We start from the raw sequence: 23991 nt of genomic DNA on the forward strand, positions 1-23991 counted from the left end.
TACAGTGCAATGAGCACCATGCAACAGACAGATGTTTTAATTATTGGGGCGGGACCATCAGGCAGCTCGGCTGCAGCTTTGCTGCGTCAAAAAGGTTACCACGTCACGGTCATCGAAAAGCAATATTTTCCGAGGTTTTCCATTGGTGAATCTTTATTGCCGCAGTGTATGGTGTTTTTGGAAGAAGCGGGTTTGTTGGAGACCGTTCGCGCACATGCCGATGAATATGCCTTTCAGTTTAAAAATGGCGCGGCTTTTTTAAGAGGTACGCAGCGCAGTTTTTATGACTTTACTCAAAAGTTTAGCGAAGGTCCAGGCACTACATGGCAGGTAAGACGTGCCAACTTTGACCAGCTTTTGGCACAGCAAGCCGAAAAAATGGGCGCAGATATCCGTTTTGGTCATGAAGTTTTGGCGGTCGATGTGGCATCTACACAACCGATTTTGACGGTGAAAGGTGAGCAAGGCAACAACTACCAAATTCAAGGCAAATTTCTATTGGATGCCAGTGGTTTTGGCCGAATTTTGCCGAAGTTTCTCGACTTAGAAAGTCCATCGGACTTTCCAGTACGCCGTGCGGTCTTTACCCATATTGAAGATGGTTTGTTGGATGACCCTGAGTTTGACCGTGAGAAAATCTTAATTACCGTGCATGAAAAAGACCATCGTGCGTGGTATTGGCTAATTCCTTTTGCCGACGGGCGGTCTTCATTTGGCGTCGTTGCGGAGCAAGATTTCTTTGAAAGATATGGATATGACGGCAGCGCAGATTATGATTTAGAAGCCTTGCAAAAACGTATTTTGGCCGATGATGTCAGTTTGTCGCATTTATTGCGCCACGCTAAGCATGATACTCCTGTACGTACTTTGGTGGGCTACTCTGCCGATGTTAAACATTTGGCATCTGAAAACTACGCGTTACTGGGCAATGCCGGTGAGTTCCTCGATCCTGTCTTTTCTTCAGGGGTAACTATTGCCTTAAAATCGTCTAGTCTAGCTGTGCCATTGGTCGAGCAAGTGTTGCAAGGTCAGAAGGTAGACTGGATGGAGCAATATGAAAAACCGCTACGTAAAGGCATTCAAGTGTTCCGTGCCTATGTCGAATCATGGTATTCAGGTGAGTTTCAGGATGTGGTATTTTCGACTCAACAGGATGAAAAAATCCGCCGTATGATTGCTTCCTTGCTAGCAGGTTATGCGTGGGATGCAAGCAACCCGATCCATCGTAATGCCAAGCAACGCTTGAGCACTTTGGCCGAATATTGCCGAGAAGAACAACCGCAAAAAGAGTCGCTAACTGATGAAACTTGAGCTGCGTTTTAAAACTGTCAGTTGGGTTTTAGCCAGTGCTCTGCTTTGTAATGCCTGCCAAAGCTTGATTCCCAAGGCGCAGGGGCTCGCGACCCCACAGTGGGTTGCGCAAAATTATCAACGTCAAGATCAAATCGAAGTACAGTGGAAAACCCAGAGTTTCAGCTTTTTACTGTATCAGCAACAACGGGGGCAGTCGCTTGATATGTTAGCGCTTAGCCTCACAGGACAGCAGTTGTTTAAGCTCAGTTTTGATGGTCAAAAGGTCGAAGCTGAACAGCGCATTGATCCAATGAAAAGATTACCTTTTGATTATGTAGTGCGTGATATTCTCTATGCCACATATCCAAATTTTGCTGCCTTACATACAGCTCAAAATGCGGTCGTGCAGAAAGACGATACCATTTATATACAGCAGCAACCCGTGTTGAAAATTCAGCAAAATGAAGGAGCAATTAAACTGGATAATTTGCAAGTGCCTTATCAAATGATGATCAGCACGGTGAGCAATACTTTAGAAGATGATCAAGGTGACCATCATGACTAAAAATCTACAGCATGTTTCAGCCGTGGGTATTCAGTTCAGTGCGGCGCTGTCGGCTTTGGGACAAAATGCCGCTGAGCTTCAACATGCCTTGACCAACCCTGAAAATACCCTATCGCAACGAGGAGATCTGATTGCGGGGCGTTCGGTCTGGGTCGGCGCATGTGATCAAACCTTAGTTCAAACAGTGCCTGAAAGCTTGAACGGTGTAGACTCACGGAATCTACGCTTTGCGCTGACGGCTCTGGCGCAAATTGAAACTGAAATTCATGCTTATACAGCACAGTTTGCTAAACAACGTCTTGCTGTGATTGTCGGTACTTCAACCTCAGGCATCGCGGATAATGAGTCTGTCTTAAAAGTCCAGTTTCAACAGTCTGTACCGCAGTCTGTACAGCACCAAAAACAAGAAATGGGCAGTTTAGCGGAAGCCTTACAACAGTATTTGGGCTGGGAAGGGCCAGCCTATACCATATCTACCGCTTGCTCCTCGGCAGCTAAAGCACTGGCGGCGGGGCAACGTCTGCTGAATGCAGATCTGGCTGATGCTGTCTTAGTAGGTGGAGTTGACACCTTATGCAAGCTAACCTTAAATGGTTTTGATAGTTTAGAAAGCTTATCGAACGGAATTTGTCAGCCCTGTGGAGCCAACCGTGACGGCATTAATATTGGTGAAGCGGCAGGATTGTTTTTACTGTCCAATGCGCCTGCCCCCGTGATGTTGTTGTCGAGTGGCGAGTCAATGGATGCATGGCATATTTCAGCACCGCATCCAGAAGGAATAGGGGCTGCGGAGGCGATGCAAAAAGCTTTAGACGCAGCACAGCTTGAAGCAGGCGATATTGGATATTTGAACTTACATGGGACTTCTACACCGCAAAATGATGCGATGGAAATTAAAGCGGTACAGACCGTTTTCTCAGATACAGTTGTGGCCGTAAGCAGCACCAAACATAAAACAGGACATTGTCTAGGGGCCGCGGGTGCAATCGAAGCTTTTATTTGCCAACAGGTTTTATTAGATCAATCCTGGTTACCGCTACATCATGCAGGTGAATTGGACGATGCTTTGGCTGGGCAAAACTATGTGCTTACACCGCATTTAGCTGCACCGATTCGCTATGCGATGAGTAATTCTTTTGCTTTTGGTGGCAGTAATATCAGTTTAATTTTTGGGAAGGCTTTACCATGATGGATGCAGTACAGTTTATTCCACATGCAAAACCGATGGTTTTCGTGAGCCATTTGATTGAAGCCAATGATGAATTTGCTATTGCAGAACTTCACATCACACCTGATTTGATGTTTTGTGAGCCAGAAGGCTTGCCCACCTGGAGCAGCATTGAGTTGATGGCGCAGACCATTAGCGTCTATGCCGGTTATAAAGGAAAAACTCAGGGCTTGCCACCGAAAATTGGCTTTTTATTGGGAACGCGTAAAATGCAGTTGCCTTGTGCCTATTTTAGTTTGGGCACAACCGTGCGGATTCGAGTAGAACAAAGTTATCTGCACGAGGGTTTGGGGCAGTTTCATTGTGAAATTGAATATCAAGAACATCGGTTCAGCGCCATGTTGAGCGTATTTGAGCCTGAAAATATGAATGAAATCATCGGAAAATTAGTGTGAACAGAAGAATTTTAGTCACGGGTTCGAGTCGTGGGATAGGTAAAGCGATTGCTTTGGAGTTGGCAAAGGCAGGCTTTGATGTCACGGTCCATGCCCGTTCAAGACAGTCTGAGGCCGAAGCGGTGGCTCAGGAAATTCAAGCGCTTGGACAGGCCAGTCATGTACTGATGTTCGATGTGAATGAGCGTGAAAAAATTGCCGCTATTTTAGAGCAAGATATAGCACAGCATGGCCCTTTTTACGGTGCAGTGCTGAATGCAGGATTAACCCGTGATGGTGCTTTCCCCGCACTGACTGATGAAGACTGGGATGACGTGGTCTCGACCTCTCTGAACGGTTTTTATAATGTGTTGAAACCATTGATGATGCCAATGATCCGCTTGAAAAAGGGTGGACGTATTGTGACATTATCTTCAGTGTCTGGAATTATGGGGAACCGTGGTCAGGTCAATTATAGTGCTGCCAAAGCAGGCTTAATTGGTGCGACCAAAGCATTGGCACTAGAGTTGGCAAAACGCAAAATTACGGTGAACTGTGTGGCTCCGGGCTTGATAGAAACCGAAATGGTCACAGAGGAAGTCAAAGAACATGCCTTGAAAATGATTCCGATGCAACGTATGGGGCAGGTGGAAGAAGTCGCTAAAGCGGTAAAGTTTTTATGTAGTGATGATGCCAGTTATATCACCCGCCAAGTGCTTTCAATTAATGGAGGCCTGATCTAATGAAACGTGTTGTTGTAACAGGCATGTCTGGGATTACTTCTTTGGGTGAAACCGCAGAGCAAATTTTTGAGCAGTTTACACTCGGTAAAAGTGGCATTCGCTATATGCCCGATTGGGAGATCTATCCTGATTTACGTAGTAAATTAGCTGGTCCAGTTGAGTCATTTACTGTACCGAAGCATTTTAACCGTAAAGTTACTCGTGGTATGGGGCGTGTTGCCTTAATGTCCACGGTATGTGCTGAAAAAGCATTGGAAGACGCAGGTTTACTCCATGCTGATATCTTAAGAAGTGGCGATGCAGGCGTGGCTTTTGGTTCTTCTGCGGGCAGTGTGGATGCTGTGCGTGAGTTTGGTACCATGTTGCTTGAGCATAATATGAGTCAACTCAATGCCACGACCTACATTCGTATGATGTCACATACCAGCGCGGTCAATATGACGGTGTATTTTGGGCTAAAAGGTTTAACGCTGCCGACCTCAAGTGCGTGTACTTCCGGTTCGATGGCCATTGGACAAGCTTATGAAGCGATTAAATACGGCAAGCAAACTGTGATGATTGCAGGTGGAGCAGAAGAGCTCAGCGCTGCGGGTTCAGCTGTGTTTGATGTACTGTTAGCGACCAGCGTTCAAAATGATCATCCAGAGAAAACTCCGCGTCCCTTTGATGCAAATCGGGATGGTTTGGTTGTTGGTGAAGGTGCAGGCTGTTTGATTTTAGAAGAATATGAACATGCTCAAGCACGTGGAGCGACTATTTATGCTGAGATCATCGGTTATGGTAGCAATACTGATGGTCAGCATGTGACGCGACCTGATTCTGAGATGATGGGACGCTGTATGCAATTGGCACTGAAAGATGCACAGCTTACTGCTGCGGATATTGATTATGTTAATGCACATGGCACTTCGACTGATCAGGGTGATATTGCTGAATCACAAGCAACTGTGCGTATATTGGGTCAAAAGCCAATCAGTTCATTAAAAAGCTATTTTGGTCATACTTTAGGTGCATGTGGTGCAATTGAAGCATGGCTCAGCATTGAAATGATGCAACGTAATCAATTCGTGCCAACTTTAAACTTAGATAACATTGACCCTGCGTGTGCGGAATTAGATTATATTTGTGGTGATATTCGCCCGATGTCAGCAAAAATTATTATGACGAATAATTTTGCCTTTGGTGGCATTAATACATCATTAATTTTCAAAAATAATATAGACCATAACTGAAACAGAGGGTAAAAAATGGGGTTTAAAAAAACACTATATATCTTATCAGCAGTGAGTATGCTGGGATTAACAGCTTGTAGTACTGTAAAAATTTCTGATTATCCGCAGCGGCAATTAATGACAGCAAAATATGCGACTGCGGCTGATATTGTGAACAATATTCGACTTGGTGTTGGGCAAAATGCGCGCACTGGTTGGGTAGTTGAACAGGCAGATCAGACAAAGGTAGTTGCGGGTTTAACCCGTCGTAGCCATTATTTACAAGTAACCTATCTCATCTCAGGTAATCAAGTCAGTTCACAAATTACAGGTAGCCGTAATCTCGATCAACGTGGTAATAAAATTCATAAAAATGCGATGGCATGGAAGGCACGTTTAGATAATTCGGTATTTACACAACTTTCAAAAACGTTAAATTAAATAAGAGAGCAATTACTATGAATATTAAGCAATTTGGCTTCACAGCTATTCTGGGGCTAGCTGCATTTACATCAGCACATGCAGCTGACCAAATGCATGATTTCAATTTCCAAGAAGCTGTAAGCCGTGCTGTTGCTGATGGGGTTTTGGATGGTTCAGTAAAATTTTATTTGGCGGGAACCAAGTCGGGCGGTAAGGTGATTGAAAAAGGCTTAGTGACCAATAAAAAGACCAATGGTTTTGCCAAATCTGCGGAAAGTTCATGTGATCATGTACTTCGTTCGGCATTGATTCAATTTCAAAATACAGCCAAAGCCAAAGGCGCCAATGCGGTGACCAATCTGGTGAGTTTCTATAAGTCCAATGAAACACGTAGCACCACGACTTACCAATGTGCGAAAGGTACGGCATTAGCAGGGGTGGCATTAAAAGGTGACTTAGTAAAGTTCTAATATGGTCTGATAGCATGGTCTTTCTAGAAACAAGAGAAAGACCTTATCTGACTGGATTGGTCGCTGCGGTGTGGAACTGGAACCTTTGGCCAATGCTTTAAAAGAGGTGGTTCTGCAACAGCAGGTGCTGCATGCCGATCAAGCGCCGGTCACCATTGTATAATGCTGATCATGTAAATCACGTTTTGAACGCTTTTCTGGATTCTCGGTCAGATCGAGCTGTCAGTAATAGGTCGATAGTGTAATCGGTAAAATTTTACAGATGGCTTCAACACCATAAAGCGCTTTGTTGCTCTGAATGAAATCAACCATTGTTTGCCTGGGCGGTCCAGCTACGCCTGGGCGAAAAAAGCGGCTGCCTTACGTAGAATTTCATTGGCCCGTTGTAGCTCTTTATTCTCACGTTCCAGCTGTTTGATGCGCTGCTGATCTGATTGGAGTTTAACTGGATTCTGTTGCTTCAAATGCTTCTGATGCCAGGCACGCAGTGTTTCAGGAGTACAGCCGATCTTAGAAGCAATTGCTGTGATTGCAGCCCAAGTAGAGGGTAGTCTTTTTCGGATTCAAGAACTAAGCGAACCGCTCTTTCTTTGATTTCAGGGGTATATTTTGGTTTTGTCATTGGGACATTCTCTAAAGAAAGTTGGTCTCCGACAAACCCGGTACGGTTCAGAGCCTAACATGGTGTATTCATTGTCACTATCATGTGACAGCGCCGCAAAGACCCGCTGCCACACACCTATTTTAGCCCAACGGCCTGAAACGAGTATGCACGACTCTAAAATCACCAAAGCGTTCTGGTAAGTCTCGCCTCGGGATACCTGAACGATACCGATACAATACCGCTTCAATAAATAGCCGGTTGTCTTTGGTTGTTACTCCAACAGTACCCTTTCGTCCAGGTAACAGATTTTTAATCTTTTCCCACTTATCATCTCTTAATGCATAGCGTTTAGTCATAAAAGTATAATGGGACTAAAGCAGTTTTCTCAAGTTAATTGATGACACGCCCTAGTTATTGTTCATTATTTTTTAGCTTTAATATGCGTCATGGTGTCGCACCATTGTTCTTAATTTAACCAAATTTAAAAAATATACTAGTGAATAAATATGAATATAAAATTAAATTTTTAACATTTTAGTTTTGGAATGTTTATGGGTTTTGATAGGTTTTTTATCTATTTGTTTTAAATAATTGGTGGGGAGATGTTTTATTATGTTTTGTGAAAATACTTATTAATTGTGGTTTATTTGTTTTTTATGATTTTTGAATTATAAATTTGAGTTTGGATTTATTTAATTACCGTTTATTTTTTCTAAAAAAAATTTAAGAACTGGAAGGAAAACCTACATTGCATGATCATAGTGGTACAAAAATTAGTTTAAAAAAAGATTTGATCAAATTTCACTCAAGACTACTGTTACTCACCGTAGATTTCTAGTCATAAAATTTTGTTACGTCATAAGCAGTATAAAAAATAGGCGGTGTTACGTCATAAGCAGTATAAAAATTAAGCGGTGTTACGTCATAAAAAGCATTTGTAGTTTAAAAAATAAGCGGTGTTACGTCATAAAAAGAATTTATAGTTTAAAAAATAAGCGGTGTTACGTCATAAAGAGTGTAAAAATTAAGCTGACTATCTTATGGAATTTAGATTTTTTTAGTTTTATTGTTGAAAGTAAAATTTTTTAAACTTGATTTGTAAATTAAAATGTAATTAGTTTAGGTATTTTAAAGTCATTAGAATGATGCTTAAAAATATAAGTGGTTTATATATTAATTTTTAAGACGATATGTTTAGTATTTTATTATCATAAGCTAAGATCCTGTAAATAATTTTTGGGGGTTGGGTATTATATTGCTTGTATTTTAATATTTTGTGTTGAGTTTTTTTTAATGGAAAATGGCACACTTTTGCATCATCAATGACGCACTTTTGCATCAGTAATGGCACACTTTTGCATCATCAATGACGCACTTTTGCATCAGTAATGGCACACTTTTGCATCATCAATGACGCACTTTTGCATCTGAAAATAAGAGATGCTGGAAAATACAAAAGTACTGGGGCTAATTCATAAGACTAAATAATAGTAATAATTATCATATGTTTATAGTAGTATTTGTTTTTTTAGTACTTTATAAAAATATTTGGGGTAAATATGAAACTACACAATGATAATTTAATTTTTTCTCCCTCAGACTTAATCCTGTTTTTAGAAAGTCCTTTTGCTTCTTGGATGGAACATTTCAGTCTTATTGCTCCTGAAGCTTTAGATTTAAAAGATCAAGATGATGCAATGATGCTCATGCTTCAGGATAAAGGTGCAGAGCACGAATCATCTGTATTGGAAGGATTGAAGCGACAAGGCTTAACAATTACAGATATAGGATTAAGTTCAGATAAGAAGGCTGCAACGATACAGGCCATGAAAGAAGGTGCAGATGTTATTTTTCAGGCTTGTTTGAGTAAAGGTAAATTTACTGGCTTTGCTGATTTTTTAGTTAAGGTTCCAGGTTCTAGTCAACTTGGGGACTATCATTATGAAATTTGGGACACCAAGCTCTCAAAATCACTACAACCATATTACACCATCCAATTGTGTTGCTATCAGGAAATGATTGCAGATATTCAAGGTCGTTATTCGGATGATTTTGTCATTATTTTAGGTGATCAAACTCAACAGCGATTGAGAACACAAGAATTTTACTATTACTATCAATCAGTAAAAAATGCCTTTTTGAAATTGCACGAAAAATTCGATTTGGAAAATCGCCCCAATCCTTCTGATTCTAAGTCATGGGGAGGGTGGAGTAATTATGCGAAGCAATTGCTCAAAGAGGCAGATCACCTTTCACAAGTCGCCACAATTACACGCTCGCAAATCAAGAAGCTGAATGCTGATAGTATTCAAACGATGCAAGACTTGATTGATAGTGATAAACCAAGCATTAAGAGCTTGAATACAGATGTATACAAAAGATTAAAAGCACAGGCCCAAATTCAGCGACAAAGTGAAGGGCTTACAACGCCTTTATTTGAAATCATTAACACTCATGAAAAACTAGGATTGGCACTATTACCTCAGCACTCTGAAAATGATGTGTACTTTGATATCGAGGGGTTTCCTTTAATTGAAGGGGGACTTGAGTACTTGTGGGGATGTACATATTTCGATGAAAAAGGTGACCGTAAATTTATAGACTTTTGGGCTCATAATGAAGATGAAGAAAAAATAGTATTTAAATCATTTATCGAATGGGTTTATGCACGATGGCAACAAGATCCTACTATGCATATTTACCATTACGCAAACTATGAAATTGCTGCGTGTAAGAAGCTTATGTGTCGCTATGGTGTTTGCGAATTTGAAGTAGATCAATTACTAAGAAATGAAGTTTTTGTTGATTTATACAAGATCGTTAAAAATGGATTACTGATTGGTGAACCTAAATATTCTATTAAAAATGTAGAACACCTATACCGTGGTAAACGTGAGACAGAAGTGGGTTCGGGGGGGGACTCTGTTGTCGTGTATGAAAATTGGCGAGTTAATCCAGATGGCTTAACCTGGCAAACATCACAAGTCCTGAAAAGTATCCGAGACTACAATATTGATGATTGTAATAGTACGCAAGAGTTGGTGGCTTGGTTGCATCAGAAACAGCAAGAATTTGGCATCCAGTATGTAGGTAAAAAAGACATTGTAGAAAAAGAGGTAAGTGAGGAAATAACGGCAATAACTCACTTAAGAGATCAATTATTGAGTAAAGCAGAATCTCTTAAGTCTCAAGATATAATTGAGTCACAAATTTGTGAAAACATGGCTTGGGCTCTGGAATTCCATCGTAGAGAAGCTAAGCCAGTTTTTTGGCGACTTTTTGAAAGAATGGGCTTAACAGTTGAAGAACTTTATGATGACCTTGATTGTCTAGTAAATTGTATTCGTACAGATAAAGAGCCATTTAAACCAACCCCTAAAGCAAGAAGCTTAGCATATGAGTATTCATTTGATCCTCATCAAGAATTTAAAATGGCAAATACCACTAGCTTTTATATTCTTGGGGAGGAAGATGAAAAGGGGAACAATCTTAAAGCAACATTATTAAAAGAGCATTCATCAGTTTTAAAAGGCAGAATTTGCTTACAGCTTAAAGAACCGCTTTCTGTTGTGCACTTAATTCCAGATGATTATGTGAATCCAAAGCCTATTCCAAAAGCAATAGAAACAGTAGTCCGAAGCTATTATGAAAACCAGCTCAATGATGATGCTATTCTCCATTTTTTAAGACGGGATTATCCACGCATCAAGGGTATAGAAAAGGGAGAAATAATTGTTTCGAGCCATAAAAAATTAGAAAAGTTAGATCAAATAAAATTGGCAATTTGTAATTTGGATAACTCATATATTGTGATTCAAGGACCTCCTGGGGCAGGAAAAACCTTTACAGGTAAGCATGTTATTGCAGAACTACTTAAGCAAGGAAAAAAAGTAGGCATTAGCTCAAATTCCCACAAGGCGATTAATAATCTTTTGATTGGCGTGGCACAGTATTGCCAAAATGAAAATATACCAGCTCATTTCTGTTGTACAAAAAACACAGATGCTGAGATTGAAAACTTTGGAATTTCAGAAATTAAGAATGACAAAATAGTTGAATATCTTGATGGAGCATGTGTCATTGGTACCACAGCATGGGGGTTTTCTCGTGAGGAATTAAGTAAGCAGTTTGATTATTTGTTTATTGATGAAGCAGGGCAAGTATCGGTAGCAAACTTAATTGCAATGAGTCAATCAGCTCATAACTTGGTTTTAATGGGTGACCAAATGCAGCTAGGACAACCAGCACAAGGTACGCACCCTGGCGATAGTGGTTTGTCTATTTTAGATTATTTGCTAAAAGATCATCCAACAATTGAGCCTAATCGAGGCATCTTTCTCGACACTACCTACAGAATGCATTCAAAAGTAAATGAGTTTATCAGTCAGGCCATTTATGAGGGTAAGCTAAATTCACACAAGTCTAACGATCTGCAAGTTATTCAAGTCCCTGATGGTTATAAGGGGGTATTAAACAAGGAAGCAGGTGTTGTATTTATTCCCGTTGAACATGACGGAAATACTCAGGCGAGTGATGAAGAGGTCCAAGCTATTCAACATGCTGTGAATGAGCTTGTTGGACGAGTTTATACCGACAAGGAAGGCAATAAAAAGTCCATTACTTTAGAGGATATGTTGTTTGTAGCGCCGTATAATTTCCAGGTGACTAAACTTAAATCTGCTTTAGGTGAAAATGCGAAATTGGGAAGTGTAGATAAGTTCCAAGGCCAGGAAGCACCTATTGTATTTTTCAGTTTATGCGCAAGTGATGCGAACGATTCACCACGTGGAATGGATTTTTTATTTGATAAAAACCGATTAAATGTAGCAAATTCGAGAGCACAGGCTTTAGCAATCGTGGTAGGTAATCCAAACTTAATAAATTGTAATACAAGTAATATTAAACAGCAGAAGTTAGTAAATGTGTTTTGTCAATTAATGGCATATGCAAAATGAATAGCGAAATACATTGAGAAATTAATTTAACGGTTGAGGGATATATAAGTGGCTACAGACGTTCAAAAATATGAATGGGTTAATTTTTATAAGGAAATTGTATTTCCTTATATTCTTAGCTATGAAGAAAAACAAATAGAACTTGCACAGGATTTAAAAAAATTTAAGAGTGAAGTAGGTCATAATTTTCGACCTGATAAAATCTTAGGTGAAAATGGTTTAATAATTGATGATCCGAATCATCATACCGAAATAGATCCTTTTACAGTGTTAGCTTTAATCAATGTGGGAACCACTGAAAATAGAAAAAAATTGCACAGCCTTTTATTAAATAAGCCCATCGACCTTGATCTAACAGGTATTGCAGAGTCTGATGCTCAAAGTGTGTGGTTTTATCCATATCAGGCAAATGAAAAAAACAAAATAATAGTAGAAAGATCGGTAAAAATTGTCCCTAACTTATGGAAATTATTTAAAGATGTTGTCGAAATTCATGATGAAAATATCGATTCAATAAAAGATCAAGTTTTAGGTATTTTACCCAATGCATCTATCGGGATTAATAAGCTTTCTACAGGATTGAGCCGTTGCCGGCCAGATTTGTTTTTTCCTTTAAATTCGATAGGTACGAAGTTTCTTAATAAATATGGCATTAACTACACAGATATTTCTGTTAATAACGTAGAAAAAGCATTAAAAGTATGGAGAGACTATTGCACTACTATATCTGAAATAAAAAAGAGGTTTAAAAATCAAGAACTCTATGAATTGTATTATCAAGCAGTTTGTGAAGTAGAGTCTGAGGGACGTAAAAATGGAAAAGGTAAAAATACATTAGATGAGATTGAATTTTCTGAATTAGATGAAAATATAAATAATTTAGATTTTCCTCTTAATCAAATCTTATATGGTCCAGCCGGCACAGGTAAAACATATGTAACTATCAGTAAAGCTCTACAAATAGTAGTACCCGAGTGGTGGAGTGAAGATTTAGAAAGGTCTAGATCCACTATTGTTGAACAATACAAAGTTTTAGTTGATGAAGGTAAAATCAGTTTTGTTACCTTTCACCAAAGTTATGGTTATGAAGACTTTATTGAAGGTATCAAAGTTAAGAAAGTAAAGGGACAATTAAATTATGACGTTGAATCTGGTGTTTTTAAAAATATTTGTGAACGAGCAGAAAATAATCCAAATGAAAATTATGTTTTGATTATTGATGAAATTAATCGTGGGAATATTTCAAAGATTTTTGGTGAGTTGATCACATTAATTGAAGAATCAAAAAGAGAAGGAAAGTCAGAAGAACTAGAAGGTCTAGAAGTTACATTACCATATTCTAATGAGCCATTTAGTGTACCAAATAACCTTTATATTATTGGAACAATGAATAGTTCTGACCGCTCATTAACTTCAGTTGATATTGCTTTAAGACGACGTTTTGAATTTATTGAAATGATGCCCAAGCCTGATGTATTAAGCGGTATAGATATTGAAGGAGTAAGTGTTCAATATATCTTGGAAACAATGAACAAGCGTATTAAGGTTTTATTAGATCGAGACCACTGTATTGGTCATGCGTATTTTACCCCGTTAATAGAAGAACCAAGTTTAGAATCATTGATGACAATTTTTGAAAAAAGAATAATCCCATTATTGCAAGAATACTTTTTTGATGACTGGAATAAGATCAACTTAGTACTAGGTGAAAATGGCATGGTTCATACAATAAACTTGGATTCATCATTATTTCCATCGATGAATCCTAGTGAAATTGAGCATCTAAAAAAACGAAATTGGGATGTAAATAAGTATTTATTTAAGAATGCTCCATTAGAAATAAAGATAAATGCTTTAAATCAAATTATAAGTCCGAAGAAAGACTATAAAATTCCAAAACCAGAGATTACAGATGAAGAGGCCTCATAATTGTGCTCAGTTTGCGTGAATACGGTGTCATTGAAGACTATGGCACTAACCAACCTTATGCAATGGGACTAGATCATATCTGCGTCCCTACTTCAGTATTTGATTATTTATGTGAGCTTTCTAGCCAAGCTAAAAAAAATGGTGCTGCCATTTTTGAGTTAGAAGGCAGACGTAAAATAAAAGTCGATAACTATGTCGGTATTATTCAAACACCATGTGGTTATACCATTGAGATTTTACCTAAGCATATAGAGCTACCAGTTCAACAGGAAGATAGTAAGAGTCAGGAATTCCACAAAGAAATAGAAAACGTAATTAAAAAAGAACGTGCATTACTCAGAAAAATGCTGCGAGCCTTATGGAAGCTTCCATCCCCTCGAGAAGCAGGCTCAGCCTCATTGGATAAGTTAGATTTACCTTTGAGTGAATGGATCATGAGTCGCTTTTTGGAGGCATGCAACCTATTGCTTCAGCGAGGTGTAAGGTCTGAATATCAATGTGTTGCAGAGCAAAGTGCCTATTTGAAAGGTAAATTGAATATCCAAAGATATCTGACTCAACCAGTGACCGAGCAACATCGTTTTCCGATTGAACATGATATTTTTTCTTTAAATACCGCGCCAAATCGTCTTATTAAAACTGCATTAGAAAAAATCTGTAAACTCACACAAGATAATGATAATTGGCGATTGGCAAATGAAATCCGTCTTAAATTGAGTGAGGTGCCAACGAGTAGATTGCCGCGTTTAGACTTTCCCCAATGGAAATCAGGTCGTTTATATGCTCAATATGAACCAATCAAAGTCTGGTGTGAAATAGTCCTAGGAGAGCAGACACCATCTGCATTACATGGTGAATGGCATGGAATGAGTTTGCTGTTTCCGATGGAAAAGTTATTTGAAGCTTATGTGCTGAGTAAGGTTGAAAAAGCATATTCGGATCATTATCGAATCCAAAGGCAGAAGAGCAATAAATATTTGTGTCATCATAATGGAAAAGATAGATTTAATCTTCGGCCAGATATTTACTTTGAAGCGAAAAATAAAAATATTCATAGCAATATGATTTTAGATACAAAATGGAAATTATTGGATCAGAATAGTGAAGACCAGCGTTATGGAATCAGCGATGGTGATATGCAGCAAATGTTTGCTTATAGTTATATGTACCTTGAACACGATGGTCCAATAGTTTTGATTTATCCAAAAAGTTTAAAATTTAATGAAGCTTTACCAAAGTTTCAGTTAAATAAGCATGAAAGAGATCAAGGGAAAAATCCAAAGATATGGGTTCTCCCTTTCGATCTAGATAATGATGAATTAATCGGTTTTGATATGATAAAAGAATCAAGACATTGGAGACTTTTGACTTAAATGCACGATAGCTAACTTATTATCTGATATTGGATACTTTGAAAGAACAATGCTAAAGAATACATCTCTATCTTTGACATACTTTAAATGATCAACAGTATCTTCTAGCAGCAGTAAATAGCCAGATTCTGAAGAAAAATCATAGCTTATTGAAAAATTTAAGCATACTGTTTCAGTATCCGATATCGTTTTAAGATAGGTATTGAGTTGTTTTTCATAACCAGCATCGTTTTGCAATATCTCATGGGTGTTGATGTATCGATGTCCATCTTTATATGAGTCAGAATTAAAAAAATCCTGAGGATCAAGATAACATTCAGCCGAGAAATAAAATTTAATAAAACTATGGTAAAGCTTTTCTAAAGCTTGTTGAGAATTCATCGACTGCTCGTACTTAAAGATTAGGGCATGTAGATCATTTTCTAATTTATTCTTTGAACATGTAGGCATGATAAGATGAATTTTATTACAATTTATTTGTAGATTGCTAAGTTCATCACAGGACTCCAAGATGACAATATGGATTTTATTTTCAGTCTTTCTAGGGATCTGTTCTAAAGTTTTAACTGTAAATAATATAGGGTTTAGTCCATCTTCAAATGGCTTATAAAAATCAAGAGAAATTTTATTATTTGTATAAATAACAATATCTTGCAATGTATTAGAAGCTGTATGGGTCATGTTCTATAATGGTAATCAAAATTTGTAAAAAGGTTTTATTCATAGCATGAATGATGTAATAAAGATACTTGTAAACCAAAATTATAATTCAGTTTATATCGTTGGAGATCTTCACGGGTCTTATAGTCTTCTAATGCATGAGCTTCATCTAAATAATTTTGATTTTGAAAATGATCTACTGATCTGCACAGGTGATCTCATCGATAGAGGTAATGAAAATTTAGAATGTATTTCATTACTCGATCAAAAATGGTTTTTAACTGTGCGCGGTAATCATGAAGAAATGTGTATTCGAGGGCAGTATGATCCTAAAATGAAAGACATGCATGCAAGGAATGGTGGAGCATGGTTTTATAGACAATTTCAAAAGACGCGACAGAGAATTGTTGATCGTTTAACAAAGTTACCTTTAGTGATTGAAGTTGAGCTGAAACATAAAAAGGTAGGTGTTGTTCATGCCGACATTGATATTCATGATTGGAACATTTTTAAGGAAGATATTGTCAAAGGTGACTATAAAATTCCAGGTATCGTATCAACATATTCAAATGCACTTTGGGGTAGGGGGAGAATACGTAATCATTCAAACCAATATGATATCGTCGAAAATATCGATGAAATCTATTTAGGTCATACGATCGTAAAAGAACATACGAAAATCGATAATTGCCATTATATTGATGTTGGTTCCTCTTTTACCAAGAAACTTTGTATTGTAAAAATCCAATGAACTTGGTGATGTGGTAGGGGTGTTTGGTGGTGAAAAAAAGTTTAATTGATTAAAAAAAACAACATTTAAATCATGTATCCTAGCTTGTATCCTGTAATTTTAAAAAATTAATTAGTTTAATAAAAACAATAGGGTAGGTGATAGTTCTCATCTGTCTGGGCCGGTAATCCTCCCATAAATAACCGAAGTTAAAAGTAGAGGTTAAGCAGCCATTAGAGGTGGCTTTCCTTTGTTAGCTTGATGTGGTCTTTCATGGTTGTAATGCCACAACCAGTTTGTTGCATAATCTTGTACTTCATCCAAAGGGCTTTGTTGCACAAAGATTTCATAACTATATGATTTTAAAAGTTTTGATTATTTTTTGATCCAAAATTAAATTTATTTAAATCAGATGCTTACATATTTATGCAACAAAGCCGTTTACAAGCAAAAAATCATGTTTTTTACCGGGTTTAAAAGATGCGATACCATCCTTGATGAGTTGCCGAATAAATTTGTTCAGTTCTTTGTCATTACTGTACTTTTTCATCGGAAATCCTAGATTAAGGGGATTGCTCCCCTTAATAATTACTTGGCATTACCACGGCCACCACCTGATGGGCGACCTGTTGTGCTTGGCCAGTTACCACCAGGGCCAGGGTGAGATGACGGTGGGCGATTATATTGAATTTTCATGAAATGAATCCTTTTGAAATCATAGCGAATTTGCTATGACTCAAAAGATAGCTAAGTATGATTTTTTCTTCTTCTGAGAGAATGGAGTTTAATTTTTAAAAACTAATTTTGGCTTGTTCTAATACCCAGTTTTCATACTTCTGTAGATGCCCTCGCAACATATCCATGGGGCGAACGGTATAGTGCTTTTCTGCTAAAGCACTTGGTTTATGTCCAGATATTTGTGCAGTGACACCTACAGGAATATCTACCCATTCTGCCAATGATTTAAATGAACGTCTAAGACCATGTATTGTTAGCTGAATATCTATTTCATTACAGATTTTCTTAAACTCTTTGTAAGGATTAACGATGTATCCCGTCGCAGAGGTATTACTGCTAAATATATAAGATGAATCGCTGGTTTTTTTTAAGTCACGTAGTAATTTTTCTACGTATTTGGTCATAGGTATAATACGCCCATTATCTTCAACTTTATCCTTCAGATGGATCGTTTTCCACCTAAAATCTAAGTCTTCCCATGTAAGTGATAGAAACTCATCTTTTCTGGCCCCAGTTAATAGACAACAAATATAAAATGTAGCCAAGGCCTTATTTTGAGAATTGAGAACGGTAGAGAACCATATATCTAACTGTTCTCTTAGGAGGCAATCTTTTCTTGTGAACCGTACCGGGTTTGTCGGAGACTTTTTTATTTAAGTTAGGCCACCTGACCTAACGGGTTAATCTTATCATAGTACATTGCTTCAAAATCAGAAGAAGGCTATTAAGTTCTCTTCTTTATGGGATTGTAGACTGGCATAAAAAGCAACTTGAATTGAGTTGGTTTTCTCAATCAATATATGAACTAAAGATTACAGTAGTAATCTTTAGTTCATATATTGATTGATCTCTCAGAAAATTATAGTGGGTACCGAAGAATGAAACACACAGTTAAAACTAAGACTTTTTAGCTATTTCTCTTTTCATGTAATTAAAAAGTTTGTCTCCATTTTTAGGTGCATCCTGTGGATTTAGAATACCTTCGGTAACTAATCGTTCTCTTAATTTGCCTTGAGTGGTGATGCCAAGAAAGTTGGAATCTTTTTTCAACATTTCTATCAAAGATTTAAGATCTTGAATTTCTGGGTCATTAAACAATCGTATTAAATGCTCAATAAGCGAATTTTGTGGCATAGCCATTGTCTCATCAGCTGCTGATACCGGTAGCGATTCCTCATTTATCTGATGTTCTACAATTAAACTGATTTGCTCTTGTAGGTTTGGCCTTGATGAAGCTTGTGGCTTTGGATGTTCAGGTTGCTGTATTGGCATAGGGGGTTGCTGATCGACTGGTTGTGATTGAGTTGCTGTTACAACAGGTGGTGTTACTAATGGACTGCTCTGTACCTCAGAATGTGCGCTTAAATCAGTTGTTTCGGATATTGGCATTGTTTGTGGATTAGTGTCCAAATGCTTTTCTGATGGATGAGTGATGGTTGTTGATCCTGTGAGTTGAGTAATATTCGAAGTGTTTATATCTTCTTTTTTTACTGTAGGTGTGACGTCGGAGATCTGTGATATCTGAATGCTACGCTTAACTTCAGTCCAAGTTTTAGAAATTTCTTCATTAAGTTCATTTAATGTCGTTTCTAGAAATTCTTCATCAGCAATGCTTGGCAAAGCCTGTTCTAAATCGGATTGATGAGTCGTCTTAAAACATGGATAGGCTTTTGTTTTATTTGTTTTATTTGTTTTATTTGTTTTATAGTAATAAAGTGTATTAATAAATTCAGATGGCAATAACTTTCCAATGCTAAAAGCTACCAAATACGGTAAATCGTTATATTCTTTACATTCTGATTCTATATAAAAGAAATTAAGACTTAAAATGTCTTCCTTTAATGCACTTAAATTTAGTGGATAGTTATTTTTAATTAACATTTCATAGTGAAAGTAGAGAGATAATGCAAGCAGTGGTAAATGCTTAATTTGAGATTCTAGAAGCATGTATTCCGTTAAAATTTTTTCTCTCAAAATTTGCTTAGACAAGAATTTTGATGTGAGTTCATCTTTAGTCTGTTGCTCTTTTAAAGAGCTATAATATTCTCTTGAGCTACATAAGTTAGAGATTTCTTTATATTTTTCAATGAGGACAGGATCATTGACCTCAAGATTAAATAATAAACGGGTAAACATGCCAGCATAGGCTTTAGTGTTATCAAAACTTTCTAAAGAGAAAAGCTGCTTTTTAGCTTTTTCATCTTGTGCTTGTAGATGAGAAATTTCATATTTACTGGGGTTGAAATATTCATTTAAAGTTTTATTGTTTATTAAATCAAATAAAGACTCTTCAGAAATTTTATTTTCAAATATAAGTCCAGTAAATTTTAGTGCCTTTTCATGCTCTAAAATCTTTTTTTGATCTAAGCGATATGCTTCCCAAAATTTTTCTATCTCTAAATCTGTTGCTAAACTAACCTGTAGATTATTGGCACTATGCTTTAATGCGAATTTACCCCGTTCCGTTAATGCATAAAATTGTTGCACGGCTTCTAAATTAATATAGCTAGCCAAAGTGTGTTCAGACTGATAAGTAGAAGATGAATATGATTTAGATAGTTTAGCAAGGATATACTCATTATCATCTAAATGCGTAATATCGGCCGCAGTATTCATTAAATTAAAAAAACTATGTTTAGAGTTCTGACATGGTTGAATTCTAAAACTATGTATTTTTAATAAGCCTTGAGAGATCCAGTTATTCCATTCTTTAAAGCTAAGAACAATATATTGGCCATTGATCATTAAAAGAACTCCTCATCCTCATCATCTTGATTAGGCTGATATTTAATTTGAGTAATATTTGGAAGATTTTGAATTAGTTTATGGGGGATAGACGTGTGGTAACTCATAAATAGATTACAACGGCTTCTTGTTGTTGCTACAAAGAGTAACCGCTTATCTAAATCTGGATTTTTTTCCAACACAAATGATTTGACAATATCTTTATTACTATTTAACTGTGGAATAAAGACTTGCTCAAAATCTAGACCTTTTGAGCTATGATATGTCATTAGGTATACCATTGGCTTTGATGGCATCTCGTTAAAGTCGCCAAAGTCATTTCCCAAGTATCTGATGTTTATATTATTGTCTCTTAAATAAGCATTTACCTGTCTATAATCATATCGGTCACTTTTACCTGCTTGATATGAAAATAATTCATCAGCATTTTTAGAAAAAAAATGTTGGATGATCACTTGAATAAGCGAACTAATATCTTTGTGATGAGATAGCAATATACAACTAGGCTTGTCTGGTCTAGCTCTACTTAATGCTTCTTGGGCTGTCCAAATGAATTCTTGATTTTGATTTTCAAATTGGATCAGTCTAGCGGTTGTATTTGCCAAAGTATTTCCTGGTTTTCCACTAAGTAAATGATTATTCGGTAAAATACTGAAAGCAATTTTAGCTAAGAACTCTGTAAGTCTATGAATAATCATTAATACATGTTGGAAAGGATTAACCGTTTTAATAATTTCTGATTCTGTAGCTGACTGTTCATAAATAGATTGGGCACAATCGCCAGCAATAATTAAATGCGTTGATAGTTTCTTGATTGTATTTAAATCTTCAGCAGAAATATCTTGAACTTCATCTAGAAACACGAAATCGCATGGCCAATTATTTTTTAAAAATTTGGTATGTGTAAGGAAGTGTACCCCTTCTACATTTTCTTCTTTAAAGGCACTAATTGCTAAATCCTTAAGAGCATGTGTGTATGTCAAATAACAAAAAGAAGCATTAGGGTATTCAAGCTTAAGTTCTTGTGTCAAAGCTGCTAAAACTGTTGTTTTTCCAGTACCAGCAGCTCCTCGAACCCAATGAACATGACTTAAATTGTTTTTAATTGATAGAATGTATTGGCGTTGCTCTTCACTCAAATTTTGCTTTTTAATCCACCAAGCCATAATTAACCCTCTTTCACGCCTAAATTTGGTTTTAGACTAGATACTAAATTTTCAGAGGAATATAACTCTTTATTCTCATGAATGATTCTTTTCTTCGTATCAGTTGCTGTAGATTTAAGCTGTTCATAACCGTCAAGTATCTCACATACTTCAATCAGATCATCACAATTTCGAATTGTTACATCATTATTGTATAGTTCATCTTGGAGTAATATGAGTGATTTTTCTAGTAGCAGGCTACCTTCAATATCACCACGGAGTTGGAGTATTTTTCCAAGTGACAATAATGCAGAAATGTAGTTTGGATCATGTTCTAATGCTTTACGAAGATAGAGCTCCTCTTTCTCTCCATATGACTTGCAAGCAATATTAAATGCATTGACAGCATTTGGTGAGCGTTTGTAAGCAATTTCGGCCCAATCATTCGATTTTTGTGATTTACCCGCCCGAGCATAATTGTAACAAATGTTAGTAGCATGATTCGCATTACGATCTAAGCGTTCGATAGCAATGTAAAGATCTGCAGCTAATTCATATGCTCCAGCTTCTGAACAGGCTGAGGCATACTCAACGGCAATATCTATAGGAGGGCGGCCATTATAATCTAAAAGTGCTTGATTAAACTTTTGCTTCGCTCGAAGCATGTGTTCTTCAACTTTTGTTAAAGTATTATTGGCTAGAGGATTTAGAATAGAAGTGTTTACTTTTATCCCATCGATTACCGCTTCAACATTAAGAAGCTTTTCATGATTAATATTGGCGTAGACATCAACGATAGCTCCTTGCTTAAAATAATCTTCTTCTATCTCTACAGTCAAAATACCCAAAAGTTTACTTTTGCTACCTACGCAAATAGGTAAATCTATAATGTTTTGATCATCACGGGTGACTATTAGTTGAGTATGGAAAGGCTGTGGGGTAGGAACCTCAGTTGATGCTGGTATGATTGTTTCCAAATGCTCATGAGAGGTGATGATATATATTGCTTCTGAAACAATAGGCTTAATAAAGTCAATTCCTAGACCATGATAGCTAAATGAATGAATTGCTGCTCCGAGAGAAACATGAGCTCTTACATCCTTGGGTAAGATTGCCTCTACTTCATTAGAGAACTCATTCATGTAATTCATTACGCATGATTGTACTAATGGGTTAAGACAACTTCCTCCGATGAAAAGAACACCATCTATGTCTTCACGTTCAATATTCGCTTTAGATAATGCATCTTCAATCGGAGAGGCTAAATGCATCGGTGTGTGTATACCATCATACATCCCCACAAAATCATCCATGATAATTTTAAATTCACCAAGACATAGAGATGGCTTTGTTAAATTTAATTTACAGTCTCTAACTTTAATTCCTTCTAGAGAATGTAATGTAAAAATTTCACTAGAATATTGATCTAAACTTCTAAATTGATTTATATTTTTTTGATCAAGCCATTTGCAAACAGCTATTTTTAATTGTTCTGCTGTCGCTTGCAAAACAGGAATGACAATTTCTGAAATATCTCTAGAATCGGGTTGAAAATGTGTGTTTTCTTTTAAAAGTTGAGGTAATAGTATATTTTTGGCTATAGCTCGATCGATATCATCGCCACCTAAAGCTGTAAATTTTGAAATTGCTAGATTTTTTGATGAAAATTTGTTGTTGAAAGCATCAACTTGAAGAACTGTCACATCACATGTTCCTGCACCAAAATCGTATACAAGAATGTTTGTTGGTCTAGACTTGAGTTTTTCTAAAAAAGGATGTGTTGTATTATTTCTAGTACAATCATATACAAAGCTTAAAAATGCGGCATTAGGTTCATCAATTAAACAACATTGACTCTCATCAATCCCACACTCTTCTAAGCTATTGAATAGACTACGTCTTTGATTAGCCTCAAATGAAGCAGGAACTGAGAAGGCAAATTTGTAATTTTCTAAATTTGAATTTCCAGTTTCATTCTTAATACTTTCTAAAAGCTTACTAAAAAAAACTTGAGTAGCATCTTCTGCTGTCTCAATGACATAGGGCTGAGCCTTGCTCTCAGATAGAGCGGTCAATGGATAAGTGGGACCTATTGCTAACCCTAAGCGCATTTTAAATGATGAAAAGACATTGCGACTTTCAGTTAATAGCGATTTTAATCGATATGCATCTTGGCCCCAAATAAGAGTTTTATTTCGCCACGCAAGTACTGTATTCACTAGGTGATGCCGTATGGTCGCACCATATTCATCAGGTTGATTAAGAGTAAGTGTTTTTACTTTTTCAACGGAGTTCTCAGTAATGACTACCTGACTTACAACTGTTGTGGATGTGCCAAAATCAATACCAATATAGAGCTTATTGGGATATGAAGGAAGTTGGTTTTTTTCTGAATTTTGATTAATAAGCCAATTTGTATTGGAAGAATGTTCTATAGGCATTTTAATTAAGGTTTTTTGAAGGAGAATAAATCTATTATGTTGTTCTTATAGGTTTTATTCAATAGTAAGCTGAACCGTACCGGGTTTGTCGGAGACCAAGCTTTCTGAGAGAATGTCCCGATGAAAAAAGTAAAATATACCCCTGAAATCAGAGAAAGAGCGGTTCAATTATTGATTGAATCTGAAAAAGATTATCCATCGAATTGGGCTGCGATCACCGCTATTGCTCTCAAGATAGGTTGTACTCCTGAAACTCTACGTGTTTGGTATCAAAAATATTTAGATAAACAAAACCCAATTAAAGTACAGCAACTTTCAGATCAAGAACGTATTAAACAACTCGAACGTGAAAATAAAGAACTGC

General features: G+C 37.0%; 19 protein-coding genes, 4 pseudogenes and 1 other annotated feature. Of the genes and pseudogenes, 14 read left to right on the forward strand and 9 right to left on the reverse strand.

What is annotated here, in order from left to right; all coding sequences use genetic code 11:
- Positions 1 to 9: 9 nt before the first annotated feature.
- From HX743_RS09995 to HX743_RS10035, 9 genes and pseudogenes are all read left to right on the forward strand, one after another.
- Positions 10 to 1311 (forward strand): NAD(P)/FAD-dependent oxidoreductase, encoded by a 1302-nt coding sequence (locus tag HX743_RS09995; protein ID WP_178319151.1) that lies wholly within the window; start codon positions 10 to 12, stop codon positions 1309 to 1311.
- On the forward strand, positions 1301 to 1858 hold the full coding sequence (locus tag HX743_RS10000) for a DUF3261 domain-containing protein (protein WP_114392602.1): 558 nt from the start codon (positions 1301 to 1303) through the stop codon (positions 1856 to 1858). The genes HX743_RS09995 and HX743_RS10000 overlap by 11 nt, the downstream gene beginning before the upstream one ends.
- Positions 1851 to 3047, forward strand: coding sequence for a beta-ketoacyl-[acyl-carrier-protein] synthase family protein (locus HX743_RS10005; protein ID WP_104221728.1), 1197 nt, complete (start codon positions 1851 to 1853; stop codon positions 3045 to 3047). Before HX743_RS10000 ends, HX743_RS10005 begins: the two co-directional genes overlap by 8 nt.
- A complete protein-coding gene (locus tag HX743_RS10010) occupies positions 3044 to 3481 on the forward strand; it encodes a hypothetical protein (RefSeq protein WP_005090833.1) in 438 nt (145 codons plus the stop codon). Before HX743_RS10005 ends, HX743_RS10010 begins: the two co-directional genes overlap by 4 nt.
- Positions 3478 to 4203 carry a 3-ketoacyl-ACP reductase FabG2 gene (locus tag HX743_RS10015; protein WP_005090831.1) on the forward strand — a complete coding sequence of 242 codons (726 nt, stop codon included), beginning with the start codon at positions 3478 to 3480 and terminating at the stop codon, positions 4201 to 4203. The genes HX743_RS10010 and HX743_RS10015 overlap by 4 nt, the downstream gene beginning before the upstream one ends.
- Positions 4203 to 5435 (forward strand): beta-ketoacyl-ACP synthase, encoded by a 1233-nt coding sequence (locus tag HX743_RS10020; RefSeq protein ID WP_127799697.1) that lies wholly within the window; start codon positions 4203 to 4205, stop codon positions 5433 to 5435. The genes HX743_RS10015 and HX743_RS10020 overlap by 1 nt, the downstream gene beginning before the upstream one ends.
- A 57-nt stretch (positions 5436 to 5492) precedes the next feature.
- Entirely contained in the window at positions 5493 to 5855 is a 363-nt protein-coding gene (locus HX743_RS10025) for a hypothetical protein (protein ID WP_227515218.1), read from the forward strand.
- A 17-nt stretch (positions 5856 to 5872) separates the two neighbouring features.
- Positions 5873 to 6307 carry a hypothetical protein gene (locus tag HX743_RS10030; protein WP_005090826.1) on the forward strand — a complete coding sequence of 145 codons (435 nt, stop codon included), beginning with the start codon at positions 5873 to 5875 and terminating at the stop codon, positions 6305 to 6307.
- 34 nt (positions 6308 to 6341) lie between these two features.
- Positions 6342 to 6467: pseudogene (locus tag HX743_RS10035) on the forward strand (transposase); the annotation flags it as partial.
- On the opposite strand, the pseudogene HX743_RS10040 reads toward HX743_RS10035, so the two are convergent.
- Positions 6467 to 6929, reverse strand: a pseudogene (locus tag HX743_RS10040) (transposase); the annotation flags it as partial. The pseudogenes HX743_RS10035 and HX743_RS10040 sit on opposite strands and share 1 nt — an antisense overlap.
- Positions 6545 to 6661: a sequence feature (AL1L pseudoknot), on the reverse strand. It overlaps the preceding pseudogene by 117 nt.
- Before the next feature lie 55 nt (positions 6930 to 6984).
- Positions 6985 to 7267 (reverse strand): annotated as a pseudogene (locus HX743_RS10045) (transposase); the annotation flags it as partial.
- Between the two features lie 1203 nt (positions 7268 to 8470).
- Between HX743_RS10045 and HX743_RS10050 the strand changes: the two are divergent.
- Genes HX743_RS10050 through HX743_RS10060 form a run of 3 tightly spaced genes read left to right on the forward strand, consistent with a single transcriptional unit; the run spans position 8471 to position 15168 of the window.
- On the forward strand, positions 8471 to 11866 hold the full coding sequence (locus tag HX743_RS10050) for a TM0106 family RecB-like putative nuclease (protein ID WP_178319152.1): 3396 nt from the start codon (positions 8471 to 8473) through the stop codon (positions 11864 to 11866).
- A 48-nt stretch (positions 11867 to 11914) separates the two neighbouring features.
- Positions 11915 to 13795: an McrB family protein gene (locus tag HX743_RS10055; protein WP_214129015.1), complete on the forward strand. Its 1881-nt coding sequence runs from the start codon at positions 11915 to 11917 to the stop codon at positions 13793 to 13795.
- Between the two features lie 11 nt (positions 13796 to 13806).
- Positions 13807 to 15168, forward strand: a complete 1362-nt coding sequence (locus HX743_RS10060) for an McrC family protein (RefSeq protein WP_218618934.1) — start codon at positions 13807 to 13809, stop codon at positions 15166 to 15168.
- Here the strand turns inward: HX743_RS10060 and HX743_RS10065 are convergent.
- Entirely contained in the window at positions 15142 to 15849 is a 708-nt protein-coding gene (locus HX743_RS10065; RefSeq protein ID WP_178319153.1) for a hypothetical protein, read from the reverse strand. The two genes, HX743_RS10060 and HX743_RS10065, sit on opposite strands and share 27 nt — an antisense overlap.
- A gap of 46 nt (positions 15850 to 15895) precedes the next feature.
- Between HX743_RS10065 and HX743_RS10070 the strand changes: the two genes are divergently transcribed.
- Entirely contained in the window at positions 15896 to 16579 is a 684-nt protein-coding gene (locus HX743_RS10070; RefSeq protein WP_104851830.1) for a metallophosphoesterase, read from the forward strand.
- A gap of 201 nt (positions 16580 to 16780) precedes the next feature.
- Here the strand turns inward: HX743_RS10070 and HX743_RS16580 are convergent.
- The 6 genes and pseudogenes from HX743_RS16580 to HX743_RS10095 all read right to left on the reverse strand — a co-directional run.
- A pseudogene (locus tag HX743_RS16580) lies at positions 16781 to 16882 on the reverse strand (integrase core domain-containing protein); the annotation flags it as partial.
- A gap of 100 nt (positions 16883 to 16982) precedes the next feature.
- On the reverse strand, positions 16983 to 17108 hold the full coding sequence (locus HX743_RS16400) for a hypothetical protein (RefSeq protein WP_256732312.1): 126 nt from the start codon (positions 17106 to 17108) through the stop codon (positions 16983 to 16985).
- A gap of 241 nt (positions 17109 to 17349) precedes the next feature.
- The gene (locus tag HX743_RS10080; RefSeq protein ID WP_178319154.1) at positions 17350 to 17841 is read right to left on the reverse strand and encodes a tyrosine-type recombinase/integrase; all 492 of its coding nucleotides are present in this window, start codon (positions 17839 to 17841) and stop codon (positions 17350 to 17352) included.
- 352 nt (positions 17842 to 18193) lie between these two features.
- Positions 18194 to 20041 (reverse strand): hypothetical protein, encoded by a 1848-nt coding sequence (locus HX743_RS10085; protein ID WP_178319155.1) that lies wholly within the window; start codon positions 20039 to 20041, stop codon positions 18194 to 18196.
- Positions 20041 to 21207 (reverse strand): 3'-5' exonuclease, encoded by a 1167-nt coding sequence (locus HX743_RS10090; protein ID WP_078193995.1) that lies wholly within the window; start codon positions 21205 to 21207, stop codon positions 20041 to 20043. The genes HX743_RS10085 and HX743_RS10090 overlap by 1 nt, the downstream gene beginning before the upstream one ends.
- A 2-nt stretch (positions 21208 to 21209) precedes the next feature.
- Positions 21210 to 23627 (reverse strand): Hsp70 family protein, encoded by a 2418-nt coding sequence (locus HX743_RS10095; protein ID WP_178319156.1) that lies wholly within the window; start codon positions 23625 to 23627, stop codon positions 21210 to 21212.
- A gap of 120 nt (positions 23628 to 23747) precedes the next feature.
- Here HX743_RS10095 and HX743_RS10100 point away from each other — a divergent pair.
- Positions 23748 to 23991: transposase (locus HX743_RS10100; protein ID WP_178319157.1), on the forward strand; the 244-nt coding region annotated here is incomplete at its 3' end.

The sequence above is a fragment of the Acinetobacter sp. Swhac1 genome (assembly GCF_013390985.1).
Taxonomy (GTDB): Bacteria; Pseudomonadota; Gammaproteobacteria; order Pseudomonadales; family Moraxellaceae; genus Acinetobacter; species Acinetobacter towneri.

What these genes read in the sequence shown, in the direction of transcription:
- HX743_RS10065 (WP_178319153.1), bottom strand. Translation starts at nt 15,849, where the DNA reads ATGACCCATACAGCTTCTAATACATTGCAAGATATTGTTATTTATACA.
- HX743_RS10010 (WP_005090833.1), top strand. Translation starts at nt 3,044, where the DNA reads ATGATGGATGCAGTACAGTTTATTCCACATGCAAAACCGATGGTTTTC.
- HX743_RS10000 (WP_114392602.1), top strand. Translation starts at nt 1,301, where the DNA reads ATGAAACTTGAGCTGCGTTTTAAAACTGTCAGTTGGGTTTTAGCCAGT.
- HX743_RS10020 (WP_127799697.1), top strand. Translation starts at nt 4,203, where the DNA reads ATGAAACGTGTTGTTGTAACAGGCATGTCTGGGATTACTTCTTTGGGT.
- HX743_RS16400 (WP_256732312.1), bottom strand. Translation starts at nt 17,108, where the DNA reads ATGAAAAAGTACAGTAATGACAAAGAACTGAACAAATTTATTCGGCAA.
- HX743_RS10095 (WP_178319156.1), bottom strand. Translation starts at nt 23,627, where the DNA reads ATGCCTATAGAACATTCTTCCAATACAAATTGGCTTATTAATCAAAAT.
- HX743_RS10005 (WP_104221728.1), top strand. Translation starts at nt 1,851, where the DNA reads ATGACTAAAAATCTACAGCATGTTTCAGCCGTGGGTATTCAGTTCAGT.
- HX743_RS10030 (WP_005090826.1), top strand. Translation starts at nt 5,873, where the DNA reads ATGAATATTAAGCAATTTGGCTTCACAGCTATTCTGGGGCTAGCTGCA.
- HX743_RS10050 (WP_178319152.1), top strand. Translation starts at nt 8,471, where the DNA reads ATGAAACTACACAATGATAATTTAATTTTTTCTCCCTCAGACTTAATC.
- HX743_RS10090 (WP_078193995.1), bottom strand. Translation starts at nt 21,207, where the DNA reads ATGGCTTGGTGGATTAAAAAGCAAAATTTGAGTGAAGAGCAACGCCAA.
- HX743_RS09995 (WP_178319151.1), top strand. Translation starts at nt 10, where the DNA reads ATGAGCACCATGCAACAGACAGATGTTTTAATTATTGGGGCGGGACCA.
- HX743_RS10025 (WP_227515218.1), top strand. Translation starts at nt 5,493, where the DNA reads ATGCTGGGATTAACAGCTTGTAGTACTGTAAAAATTTCTGATTATCCG.
- HX743_RS10070 (WP_104851830.1), top strand. Translation starts at nt 15,896, where the DNA reads ATGAATGATGTAATAAAGATACTTGTAAACCAAAATTATAATTCAGTT.
- HX743_RS10085 (WP_178319155.1), bottom strand. Translation starts at nt 20,041, where the DNA reads ATGATCAATGGCCAATATATTGTTCTTAGCTTTAAAGAATGGAATAAC.